General features: G+C 65.2%; 11 protein-coding genes. 4 read left to right on the top strand and 7 right to left on the bottom strand.

The features are described from left to right. Nucleotides 1-96: 96 nt before the first annotated feature. Nucleotides 97-1,065 (top strand): LysR substrate-binding domain-containing protein, encoded by a 969-nt coding sequence (locus ABIB78_RS17365; RefSeq protein ID WP_429026641.1) that lies wholly within the window; start codon nt 97-99, stop codon nt 1,063-1,065. Nucleotide 1,066: 1 nt separating this feature from the next. Here ABIB78_RS17365 and ABIB78_RS17360 read toward each other — a convergent pair whose 3' ends face one another. The 5 genes from ABIB78_RS17360 to ABIB78_RS17340 all read right to left on the bottom strand — a co-directional run bounded on the left by ABIB78_RS17360 (nt 1,067) and on the right by ABIB78_RS17340 (nt 6,146). After that, the gene (locus ABIB78_RS17360) at nt 1,067-1,969 is read right to left on the bottom strand and encodes an alpha/beta fold hydrolase (protein WP_429026636.1); all 903 of its coding nucleotides are present in this window, start codon (nt 1,967-1,969) and stop codon (nt 1,067-1,069) included. A gap of 6 nt (nt 1,970-1,975) precedes the next feature. Further along, a complete protein-coding gene (locus ABIB78_RS17355) occupies nt 1,976-3,595 on the bottom strand; it encodes a GMC family oxidoreductase (RefSeq protein ID WP_429026633.1) in 1,620 nt (539 codons plus the stop codon). A 94-nt stretch (nt 3,596-3,689) separates the two neighbouring features. Next, complete coding sequence (locus ABIB78_RS17350; RefSeq protein WP_429026630.1) at nt 3,690-4,997, bottom strand: MFS transporter; 1,308 nt, start codon at nt 4,995-4,997, stop codon at nt 3,690-3,692. Between the two features lie 196 nt (nt 4,998-5,193). Further along, complete coding sequence (locus ABIB78_RS17345) at nt 5,194-5,643, bottom strand: MaoC family dehydratase (protein WP_429026628.1); 450 nt, start codon at nt 5,641-5,643, stop codon at nt 5,194-5,196. An 11-nt stretch (nt 5,644-5,654) separates the two neighbouring features. Further along, entirely contained in the window at nt 5,655-6,146 is a 492-nt protein-coding gene (locus ABIB78_RS17340; RefSeq protein ID WP_429026625.1) for a MaoC family dehydratase, read from the bottom strand. A 174-nt stretch (nt 6,147-6,320) separates the two neighbouring features. Between ABIB78_RS17340 and ABIB78_RS17335 the strand changes: the two genes are divergently transcribed. Continuing rightward, a complete protein-coding gene (locus ABIB78_RS17335; RefSeq protein ID WP_429026622.1) occupies nt 6,321-7,091 on the top strand; it encodes an IclR family transcriptional regulator domain-containing protein in 771 nt (256 codons plus the stop codon). A 307-nt stretch (nt 7,092-7,398) separates the two neighbouring features. On the opposite strand, the gene ABIB78_RS17330 is transcribed toward ABIB78_RS17335, so the two are convergent. Beyond that, complete coding sequence (locus tag ABIB78_RS17330; RefSeq protein ID WP_429026619.1) at nt 7,399-7,824, bottom strand: hypothetical protein; 426 nt, start codon at nt 7,822-7,824, stop codon at nt 7,399-7,401. Between the two features lie 359 nt (nt 7,825-8,183). On the opposite strand from ABIB78_RS17330, the gene ABIB78_RS17325 reads away from it, so the two are divergent. Continuing rightward, on the top strand, nt 8,184-9,356 hold the full coding sequence (locus ABIB78_RS17325; protein WP_429026616.1) for a M20 aminoacylase family protein: 1,173 nt from the start codon (nt 8,184-8,186) through the stop codon (nt 9,354-9,356). 3 nt (nt 9,357-9,359) lie between these two features. On the opposite strand, the gene ABIB78_RS17320 is transcribed toward ABIB78_RS17325, so the two are convergent. Continuing rightward, the gene (locus tag ABIB78_RS17320) at nt 9,360-10,541 is read right to left on the bottom strand and encodes a cytochrome P450 (protein WP_429026614.1); all 1,182 of its coding nucleotides are present in this window, start codon (nt 10,539-10,541) and stop codon (nt 9,360-9,362) included. A gap of 136 nt (nt 10,542-10,677) precedes the next feature. On the opposite strand from ABIB78_RS17320, the gene ABIB78_RS17315 reads away from it, so the two are divergent. Further along, nucleotides 10,678-11,583 (top strand): LysR family transcriptional regulator, encoded by a 906-nt coding sequence (locus ABIB78_RS17315; RefSeq protein ID WP_429026611.1) that lies wholly within the window; start codon nt 10,678-10,680, stop codon nt 11,581-11,583. The last annotated feature ends 70 nt before the right edge of the window (nt 11,584-11,653 follow it).

Raw genomic sequence — 11,653 nt, 5'->3', positions numbered from 1 at the left:
TCCGGCCAGGGCCGATAAGCGGTTTCGGAGCAATTCTAGGAAGCGGCGATCGGAATAAAAATTGAATAATTTACCGCTTCATGTAACTTCCATTCCATGAAGCTGCGCGACCTTCCTCTGGTGTCGCTCCGGACATTCGCCGTCGTCGCGGAGACCTGCGGGGTCGCCGCTGCCGCGGACGTGCTGGGCGTCACCCACAGCGCAGTCAGCAAGCAGGTCAAGCTGCTCGAGCGCTGGCTGGGACAGGCGCTCTTCACGCTGGAGGGACGGCGGCTGGTTCTCACACCGTTCGGCATTGTGCTTTCGCGCGAGGTGGGGCGTGCGCTGGAGGATATTGCCGGTGCCTGCGCCTATGTGCAGCGCCAGCGCGAACGCCGCACGGTCACTATCGAGGCGCCGGCGACCTTTGCGATGTACTGGCTGCTGCCGCGCGTGAATCGCTATCGCGCCCAGAACCCACGGACCGAGGTCTGGGTTTCGACCAGGATGACCGGGCAGCTGCCGAATTTCTCGGCGCATGACCTTGTCGTGACGCGCGGAGAGACGACGGTGACATCCTCGCGTCTCAGCGAGCGCACGCTGCTGTTTCGCGAGGACCTGGCGGTGCTGACGTCGCCGAAATTGCTGGCGCGGAAGCCGCTCGCAAAGCCGGCCGACGTCAAGTGCCATCATCTGATCGAATCGATGACCCGGCCTCAGGAGTGGGCGGCATGGTTGAAGCACGTGGGCATCACCGATGCCTTCATGGCCGGCGGCCACCGCTTTGATCACCTGTTCGTGGCGATACAGGCAGTCAAGGATGGACTTGGGTCGGTGGTGGCGCCGCAGAACGTCCTGCAGGAGGCGATCGCGCGCCATGACCTAGCAAGTCCTTTTCCGGAGCTGAATCTTCCGGGTGAATCCTATTTCTGCTATGGCGCAGAAGCCAAGATCGATCCCGCGACACAGAAATTCAGGGATTGGCTGGTTCAGGAATCGCGATCGCAAGCCAACGCACCGCGCGCAGCACAGCGGACCGGAGGACGTCAGGGTCCGGCGAAATCGGGCTCCAGGCGCAGCCGTTGATCTAACCGGTTCGTGCGGCAAACGTCCTGAGCGCCGCAGCCTTTAGCTCCGGCACCTCCTGCGCGACGCAATGTCCGACGCGCTCGAACGTCCAGCGGCTCGCGTGCGGGATCAGGGCCGCGGCGCGGTCGGCCATGTCCTTGTAGATCGGCCAGGACTGCTCCGCGGTCGCGATGCAGACCGGGCAGGCGATCTCGGAGAACCACGGAAAAGGATTGCCGCGGTCGTCGCCGGTGTAGATCTGCTCCATGGTCTGGAAGATCGGCATAAGCAGCGCCGACTCGATCTCCGGCGTGCAGCGCAGCCGCATGCGGCCGTCGTCGAGCTTTGCGAAGCCGTGATGAACATAGGCCCACAGCGACGGCTCGGTCCACAGCGCGAACGCCGGCGCGGTGCGCAGCCGCTGGAACAGGTCGTCGGCGCTGTCGAATTCGGTCCGGCGGCGCAGCACGCCTTGCACCGACGCGCTCGCGACGTCGCTCAGGCCGCCGCTGCGCGGCGTGCGCGGATCCATCGCGGTCGGCTCCGTCACGAACAGCCGCGCGAAGCGGTCCGGCATCAGCCTCGTTGCGAGCAGCAGGTCAGTCGCGCCGGCGCTGTGCCCTATGCCGTAGATGTCATGGAGGCCGAGGCGTTCGATCACCATGCAGAGATCCTCGGCGAAATCCTGGAAGTGATAGCGGTCGGCCGCCGGCTTGTGGCTCAGGCCGTGGCCGCGGCGGTCGAGCGCATAGACCGTGTGATCGGCGGCCAGCGCTTCCGCGACCTCGCTCCAGACTTCGGCCACAAAGCCGGTTCCGTGCAGCAGCAGTGCCGGCGGCTTGCCGGAAGCCGGCTCGCCCCATCGCGCCACCGCGACCTGCGCGCCGGCATCGCCAACGAGAATCCGCTGCGGCTGCGTCATTGGTTGCTATCGCGCATCCTGCAGGATCATCGTCGCGGCCTTCTCGGCGATCATCGCGGTCGGCGTGTTGGTGTTGCCCGAGGTGATGGTCGGCATGACCGAGGCATCCGCGATGCGCAGGCCGTGCAGACCGTAGAAGCGCAGGCGCTCGTCGACCACGGCCATCGGATCGTTCGCCATTCCCATCTTCGCGGTGCCGACGGGGTGGAAGATCGTGGTGCCGATGTCGCCCGCGGCCTTGGCGAGCGAGGCATCGTCGTCGCCGACCGAGGGGCCGGGCAGGAATTCCTCGGGATGATATTTCTCCAGCGCCTTCTGCTTCATCAGTCTGCGCGTGGTGCGGATCGCGTCGGCCGCGACCTGGCGGTCGTCGTCGGTCGACAGGTAGTTCGGCGCGATCGACGGCTTGTCGTCGGGCGCCGTCGAGCGGATGCGCACGGTGCCGCGCGAGGTCGGCTGCAGGTTGCAGGCGCTCACCGTGATCGCGGGAAAACGATGCAGCGGATCGCCGAACTTGTCGAGCGACAGCGGCTGCACGTGGAACTGGATGTTGGCGCGCGAGCGCGTCTGGTCCGAGCGCGTGAAGATGCCGAGTTGCGACGGCGCCATGGTCAGCGGCCCGCGGCGGCGGAACACATAGTCGAGCCCCATCAGGCCGCGGCGCACGAGGTTGTAATAGGTCTCGTTCAGCGTGCGCACGCCCGATACCTTGTAGATCGCGCGCTGCTGCAGATGGTCCTGCAGATTATGGCCGATGCCCTGCACGTCGAGCACGATGTCGATGCCGAGCGGCGACAGCCATTCGGACGGGCCGATGCCAGAGCGCTGCAGCACCTGCGTGGTTCCGATCGAGCCGGCGCAGAGAATCACTTCGCCTTTGGCGCGCGCCGCCACGCTCTCATTGCCCTGGCGGAACACCACACCGGCGGCGCGACCGCTCTCGATGATCAGGCGGTCGACCAGCACGCCGGTCTCGAGCCGCAGATTGCTGCGGTTCAGCACCGGCTTGAGAAAGCCGCGCGCCGACGACCAGCGCCGGCCGCGCTTCTGGTTGACGTGGAAGTAGCTGGTGCCCTCGTTGTCGCCGGTGTTGAAATCGCTGATGCGCTTGATGCCCATCTCCTCGGCGGCATCGCCGACCGCATCGAGGATCTGCCACGACAGCCGCGGCGCCTCGATGCGCCAGCCGCCGCCGACACCGTGATGCTCGCTCTCGCCGAGGAAGTGATCCTCGAGCCGCTTGAATGCCGGCAGCACGTCGCTGTAGCTCCAGCCCGTGAGGCCGAGCTGCCGCCAGTGATCGTAATCCGCAGCCTGGCCGCGCATCGAGATCATGGCGTTGATCGCAGACGAGCCGCCGATCACCTTGCCGCGCGGATAGGCGAGCGCACGGCCGTTGAGACCAGGCTCGGCCTCGGTCTTGAACATCCAGTCCGAGCGCGGATTGCCGATCGCGAACAGATAGCCGACCGGGATGTGAAACCAGATCCAGTTGTCCTTGCCGCCGGCTTCCAGCAGCAGCACGCGCTTCTTCGGATCGGCGGACAGGCGGTTGGCCATGATGCAGCCCGCCGTGCCCGCGCCGACGACAATGTAGTCGAAATCACCCTCGATCCTTCGCGGCATGTCCTCGTTCCCGGCAAGCGTCTTTTGTTGGTCTCCTATTAGTCAGACGCAGCCGGTCGAGACAAGCCCGGCCGGCGCGCCGGGCGCCGGATGATCAGGGACGGCTCGGTTCGGCCAGTGTGACCTCAGGTTCGGACCTGGGAACGCAGACGATCAGCGCCAGCATGCCGATGCCGAGCACGGCGCCGACCAGGGCGAGCGGTGCGTAGATGCTCCCGGTCGCGACATTCATCCATCCGATCAGGGCAGGGCAGACCGCGCCGCCGAACGATCCGATCGCGCTGATCAGCGCGATGCCGCCGGCTGCGGCGCTGCCCTCCAGCATCGCGTTCGGAATGGTCCAGAACAGCGAGAGGATCGCGAAGATGCCGATCGAGGCGATAGCGAGCAGCGTCACCGTCAACAGGACGCTGCCCTGCGCCGCCTGCAGGGCGATGAAGCAGGCCGCGGCGACGAGACCGCAGCACACCACGTGCCAGCGACGCTCGCGGGTGCGATCGGAACTGTAGCCGATCGCCACCATGCCGATCGCGGACGCAACCGAGATCGCGCCGCTCAGCCAGCCGATCTCGGTGGTGGTTGCCACGCCGACGCGCTTGAGCAGCGTCGGCGTCCACAACAGGATGGTGTTGAGCGAGCAGAAGAACGCGAAATAGATGAAGGACAAGAGATAGACGCGCGGCTCGCGCAGCGCCGCCGTGAAGCTGCTTGTGGTGCCAGGGGCGCCGGCGCGATCGCGGGCGAGATCGCTGGCGACCTGCCGTCGCTCATCGGCGCTGAGCCAGCTCGCGGCCCGTGGCCCGTCGGCGAGATAAAGATAGGCGGCGATGCCGAGCAGAACCGCGGGAACGCCCTCGAGGATGAACAGCCACTGCCAGCCATGCAGCCCATGGACGCTCTGCATGTGATCCATGATCAGGCCCGACAATGGTCCTGCGATGACGCCGCCGAGCGGCACCGCCATCACGAACAGGCTCGTCATGCGACCGCGCACGCGGTCCGGAAACCACAGCGTCAGATAATACAGGATGCCGGGGAAGAACCCGCCCTCGGCCGCGCCGAGCAGGAAGCGCAGGAGGTAGAGGTGATACTGGTTCTGCACCAGCGCGAGCAGCACGGTAACCGCGCCCCACAGCACCATGATCCGCAGCAGCGTCTTGCGGACGCCGATCTTGACCAGCAGCAGATTGCTCGGCACTTCGAGCGCGACGTAGCCGACCGAGAAGATGCCGGCGGCGAGCCCGAACACCGTGTCATCGATGTTCAGGTCGTGCAGGAATTGCAGCTTGGCAAAGCCGATGTTGAAGCGATCGATGATCGCAACCGTGTAGCACGCCAGCAGAAATGGGATCAGGCGCCAGGCGATCCGACCATAGAGCCGCGAATGAGCCGCATCCTGCATGAAAGTCTCCTCGAAGGATTTTGTTTTGGTAGTTGGGTCGAATAGTGCCGCATAGGAACCGCGCTCCCTCGCCCGTTCTTACGGGGGGTGAGGTGCCGCCTCCGCGTTTCGCTGACAGCTGGATTTGCGGAGACTCCCCCTCACCCGGAACGCATCTGCGACGCTTTCCGGCCTCTCCCCGCAGGCTAAGGTCCCGCTAGCTCGCCTTCGCGTTGGGAAACTCCAGCATTGCTTCGCCGGCTGCGACCGTCTCGCCGCGCTGATTCTGCACGGCGACGTCGACCAGCACCCAGCGCGACTTCGCGGTCGTCTGCTTGGCCTTGATGGTGCCGGCCGGGCGGATGGTGTCGCCGGGCTTCACCGGTTTCAGCCAGCGCGTCTCGAGCCTTCGATGGATCGCGCCCGCGGGAAGGGCCCAGTCGGTCAGCATGCGCGAGATCAGGCCGAAATTGTTCATGCCGTGCATGATGATGCCGCCGAAATTGGTCTTGCCGAAATCGCCTTTCATGTAGTTGTCGTCGAGATGCAGCGGGTTGTAGTCGAGCGACGCATCGCAGAACAGGCGGATCGATTCGCGCGAGACCGCGAAGGCGGGGCCATCGATGGTGTCGCCGGCCTTGAGAGACTCGAAATTCGCTGTGGTCATCGTGATCCTCCTTACATCGGACGGATGGTCTGGCCGCGACCCGAGCAGATCACGTCGCCATGCTGGTTGAAGAAGACGTTGTCGTGCACCACGAACAGCCGCTCGCGCTTGATGAACTTGTCGAGCGCGCGGGCCTGCAGGGTGATGGTGTCGCCGGGACGGGCGGGGATGTTGTAGTTCCACGACTGCCCGGCATTGACGGTGCCCGGCGAGCGCATCCAGTCGTCGGCCGGCGTGCAGGCGAACATCAAAAGAATATGGATCGCGGGCGGCGCGATCAGCCCGCCATAGGGCCCGGCCTTCGCGACGGCTTCGTCGAGATAGAGCGGATTGGTCTCGCCGACGGCGCGGCAGTACAGCGCGATCGCCTCCTGGGTCAGCTTGTAGGGCAGCGTCTTGCGCGGCTCGCCGGGAACGATGTCGTCCCACATCTTGCGCAGCTTCGCGTCCTTCCAGAAATCGGTTTCGAACAGTGCGGCCGCAGAATTTTCTGCTTGCGCCATTGTGGATCCTCCTGCTACTGAGTTCGCCAGGCGAACAATTAATTCGCTATGTGAACTGACGCTAGCGCGGTTGGGAGTCCCTGACAAGCGCGCAGAGCCGCGTCATGTGCAGGCAGCCATGCGGGCTGCGATGTAGGCGCGACGCCCCAGCAGAACGGCACCAAGAACGATCAGATGGGCAAAGAGAGTGACGGCTTCGTGCGCGCGATCGCGCGCGGTTTCTCGATCATCGAGGCGCTCGGCAAGCCGCCGGGCCGGCACACGCTGGCGGAGGCCGCCGATACCGCGGGCCTCAACCGCGCCACCGCGCGCCGCATCTTGGCGACCCTGGTGGCGCTGAAATATTGCGCCTCCGATGGGCGCTATTTCAGCTTGAGGCCGCGCGCGCTCGGGCTCGGACTGTCCTATCTCAACGCGCTGCCATACTGGGCGCATGCGCAGCGTGCGCTGGAAAATCTGCGCAACGAGGTCGGCGAGTCCTGCGCGATGGCGGTGCTCGACGAGGACGAGATCGTCTATGCGCTACGCCTGCCGGCGCGGCGGATACTGTCGGCCAATCTCGGCGTCGGCAGCCGGCTGCCCGCGCATCTGGTGTCGCTCGGCCGTGTCATGCTCGCCGCGCTGCCGCCTGGCACCCGCGATACTTACCTTACGAACAGCACGTTCAAAGCGGTCACGCCGCGCACGGTCACCGATCCGGAACGCCTCGGCGAATTGCTGGTGCGAGTCGAGGGCGAGGGCTATGCTTGGGTTGATGGCGAGCTCGATCCGGCGATCTGCGGCATCGCGGTGCCGCTGCGCGATCCCGCAGGCGCGGTGGTCGCGGCGCTCAGCGTCAACACGATTTCCGGCACGGTCAGCGAGGCGGGCGCGCGCAAGAAATATCTGCTGCCGCTGCGCCGCACCGCGCAGGAGATCCGCAGCCAGATGCTCACGTCGGGCTAGGCGGCATGTCCGATATCTCTTCGGTTTGAAGCGCAATCCAGAAATCCAGCCGGGACAGGTCGCTGCCCGGGCACGTTCCGGATAGATCATTGTTTCCCTTCGTCCTGCCTGCTTAGATCGTGCAGCTCGGTATCTACGAGCCGGAGCGCGTCGCCGCGGCCCGCGAAGGCACCGGCCCGCAATTGCCGACCAACCGAGGCCATGACGCTGGTCGGGCTGAGTGTGTTCGACCAGCAGGCGCGAGGAAGATAGTCGCACCGCAGTGGAGATTTCCAGCCAGATGCTGATGTGGGTTAGGTGCACTCGATCAAGGCAGCGGCGCCATGTAGGGAATGCTGCCGACTAGAGCGAACACCTGGACCGCGTTGCACAGCATGCCGCACCAATGCAGCCGGCGCAGCCGCCGTACTGCATTGGGATCACCGGCGTCTCTCGCGCTTGCCTCGGCGTCCATCCGGCGCAGAAACCAGCGGCGTGCCAGCACCGCGAACGCCGCGATCAAGGCGATGCCGAGCGCGACAGCCGGCCGCCCCGCCATTGCGAAGGCGAGTGCCCCGATCACGCCAGCGACCGCCAGCACCAGGAAGTAGGCATTGAACATGCCGCGCAGCAGGCGGGTGACGGGCGGGACCTCGAGCTTCACAAGCAGGAACGCCGGCGCCGCCAGCAGGAAGTATCCCATCGGCACCAGCAGGATGATGGTGGAAAACAGGACCGCTTGATCCGGCGCCATGCAGTTGTCCCATCCTCGCAGGCGGGAAGAATCCCGGTGCGGAAACTTGCGCGAGTATCCGCGCGGGATATCTTCGGCACTATTGGGCTTTGGTCGGATGTGATCGTTCACGTCGGGTCAGCAAAAATGACCTGACGGTTGAGCCGTGCGGCAAGTCCTTAGTCTGTAAGTACACCGTTGCGGTAAGGGAGATACACCCTCGACAAGAGCTCATCCAGACGCTTTCGATGGCTGTCGGTCGGCTGGCTCTGCATTTGCCGCGCCGCGGGGCCCAATCTGGAACATGCCACATCTGTTGGGTGGACCGGCTCTTGCATGCTAGAGATGAGTTACGTCCAACCTTCGAGGCCAGAATTCTCATGCCCATCGTCAACCGCGTCGCCGATCTGCAACCCGATATCCAGGCTTGGCGTCGCAACATCCACGAAAACCCCGAACTGCTCTACGATGTGCACCGCACTGCGTCATTCGTAGCCGACCGGTTGCGGGAATTCGGCTGCGATGAGGTCGCGACCGGGCTCGGCAAGACCGGCGTGGTCGGGGTCATCAAGGGCAAGAAGGGCCCGGCCAAGGGCGAGGTCAAGGTGATCGGCCTGCGCGCCGACATGGATGCGCTGCCGATTCACGAACAGACCAACCTGCCTTACGCCTCGAAGACGCCGGGCAAGATGCACGCCTGCGGCCATGACGGCCACACTGCGATGCTGCTCGGCGCGGCACGCTATCTCGCCGAGACGCGCAATTTCGCCGGCGACGCGGTCGTGATCTTCCAGCCGGCCGAGGAGGGCGGCGCCGGCGCCGCCGCCATGATCAAGGACGGCCTGATGGACCGCTTCGGCATCGAGCAGGTCTACGGCATGCACAATGGTCCGGGGATTCCGATCGGCTCGTTCGCGATCCGCACCGGCCCGATCATGGCCGCGACAGATGCGATCGACATCAAGATCGAAGGGCTCGGCGGTCACGCCGCGCGGCCGCATAAATGCATCGATTCCGTGCTGGTCGGCGCGCAACTCGTCACCGCTTTGCAGCAGATCGTCGCGCGCACCGTCGATCCGCTCGACTCCGCCGTGATCTCGATGTGCGAATTCCACGCCGGCAATGCCCGCAATGTGATCCCGCAGACCGCGGAGCTGCGCGGCACCGTGCGCACGCTGACCAGGGAAGTGCGCGATCTCATCGAGAAGCGCGTGCGCGAGGTGGTGGATGGCGTCGCCAAGATGACCGGCGCGAAGATCGATCTCACCTATGAGCGCGGCTACCCGGTCACTGTCAACCATGAGGCGCAGACCGAATTCGCGAGCCGCATCGCGTGCGACGTCGCAGGCGCTTCCAACGTGCACGAAATGCCGCCGCTGATGGGCGCCGAGGATTTCTCCTACATGCTGGAAGCGCGGCCCGGCGCCTTCATCTTCTGCGGCAATGGCGACAGCGCCGGCCTGCATCACCCCGCCTACAATTTCAACGACGATGCGATCGTCTACGGCACCTCGTATTTCGTGAAGATCGTGGAAAACGCGCTGGCGGGGTGATGTTCACGCCTCCCATCGCACCGGCAGTGACACCGGACCGCGGAACACCCAGCCGCGGACGACAGGCGGCGCCTCCGCGCGGAGGCGCAGATTGCGCAAGCGCTCGAACAGCGTCGGCACCACGATCTTGCCGACCGTGAGCCGCGACACCCAGGTGCCGGCGCAGAAATGCGGCCCGGCGCCGAACGCCAGATGCGATTGCCTCTGTCGCATCACGTCGAAGCGATCGGGCTCGGCGAAGCGATTGCCGTCGCGGTTCGCGGCGCCGACGCAGAGGCCGATCTGAAGGCCCTCGGGCAGCGTGGTGCCGGAGAGGTCGACATCGCGGGTAACGCGGCGCGGATACATGCCGATCGGCGAGATCCAGCGCACTGCTTCCTCGAGCGCGGACGGCCATAGCTCGGGCTTGGCCAGTACGCCGTCCTTCTGCGCCGGGTTTTCCAGGAGGCCGAGCACCAGCGTCAGGATCGCGTCGCGTGGCTCGTTCAATCCGCCGCCGATGATTACCTTGATGTTGGCGCGGATGCCGTCGATCGGCATCGGCGGATCGGCATTGATCATCGAGGACAGGATCGAGGGATTGGGGTGGCTGCGGTGATCCTCGAGCACCGCGTCTATTGCGGCATCGACGTCGGCGCTCGCCTGCATCGCCTTCCGCTCGGTCTCGGCATCGGCGGCGTAATTGCCCGCGCCGTCGATCAACGCCTGTGACCACTCGGCCAACATCTGCCACGGCATGTCGCGAAAGCCGATCATCGCCATCAGGCTGCGCGAGGCCATCGGCGCGGCCAGCGTGGCGAACAGATCGCTCTCACCAGCCACCGATAGATCATCGATCAGCGTCCGTGCGATCGCGGTGAATTTCGGCGCCCAATACTCCCTGATCGTGGCGGGACGGAACGAGGGCTCGATCGCCTTGCGGCCGATCGCATGCTCGGCGCCGTCCTTGCGCATGAAGGTCGGCCCCATCACCTTGTTGACCAGCGAGGTCGGATTATCGGCCGAGTAGGTCGCGGGATCGCGCTCGATCCGCATGATGTCGTCGAAGCGCGTCACCAGCGTCAGCTTCGCGGGCGCGACAAAGACGGCGGGCGCCATCTCGCGCAGGCGGCGGAAGATCGGATAGGGGTCGTCGAGCAGATCCTGATACGCGATGTCAGTCACGACAGGCACGGTGCTGGCCATTGGTCCTCCCGGAGTGCTTTTTTGCAAGGCTAGCGCCAGGAACGTAATCGCTCAATTCGATGGGATCGATCGAGGCCATCGAAATATCAAATGACGTTATGATAGGCTTGGTCGCCGGCAATGCGGGAGGTGCAGCGTGGCGGTCAATTCCTCGATCGATCAGATCGACATCGGGACTTTGCGGACGCTTGTGCTGGTCTACGACCTGCAGTCGTTCTCGGCGACAGCCAAGCGGCTCGACGTCAACCAGTCCACCATCAGCTATGCGGTCGAGCGGCTGCGCGGCGCGCTCCATGATCCGCTGTTCGTCCGCCACGGCAACGGCGTGACGGCCACCGAGCGCTGCGCGGCGCTGGTCGGCTGGGCGCGGGACATGATCGGCGAGATCGACGCGCTCGCCTCACCGGTGGAGTTCGATCCGGCGACGGTGCAGGGGAGCGTGACGATCTCCTGCAACTATCACGAGCGCCAGACCCTGATCCCGCAGTTCAGCGCGCGGCTGCGTGCCGGCGCACCGAAGGTCCGCCTCGTGCTGCTCGACGCCGCGGGCCATGGCGACGTCCATCTCAAACAGAACCAGTGCGACATCGTCCTTGGTCCGGTCGGGGTCGTCGGCGAAAGCTTCTTCAGGCGCCATATCCTCACCGATCACTATGTCTGCGTGATGGATCCGGCCAATCCACTGGCGCGCGGCCGGATCGCCCTGTCGGCCTATGCGAAGGCCAAGCATGTCTTCATCACCCATAGCGGCGAGTGGCAGCCGCTCTATCTCGAGGCGCTCAAGGCGAGGAAGATCGAGATCGAGCCTCTGGTCAGCCTTCCCAACCACGACAGTCTGGAGCGGATCATCACAGGCACAAGGCTCGTCGCCACGATCCCACACCATCTGGCGCGGGCGCTGCGCGGCGGGCTGCACGTCGCTGCGCTGCCGTTCCGCGTGCCGATCTCGATCGACCTTTACTGGAGCGCCCGGACGGCCAAATCGGGCCTGCACAAATGGGCGCGCGGCCTGCTGGCAGAGGTGGCCAAGGCATACGATTGAGCGCGCGGCTTGGCGCCGCAACGGCAAAAAGCAAAAGGCCCGCACCTGACGTGCGGGCCTTGGTCCGGCG

This window comes from Bradyrhizobium sp. I1.14.4 (genome assembly GCF_050435825.1).
Lineage (GTDB): Bacteria > Pseudomonadota > Alphaproteobacteria > Rhizobiales > Xanthobacteraceae > Bradyrhizobium.
This window is presented reverse-complemented; position numbering and strand designations above follow the sequence as displayed.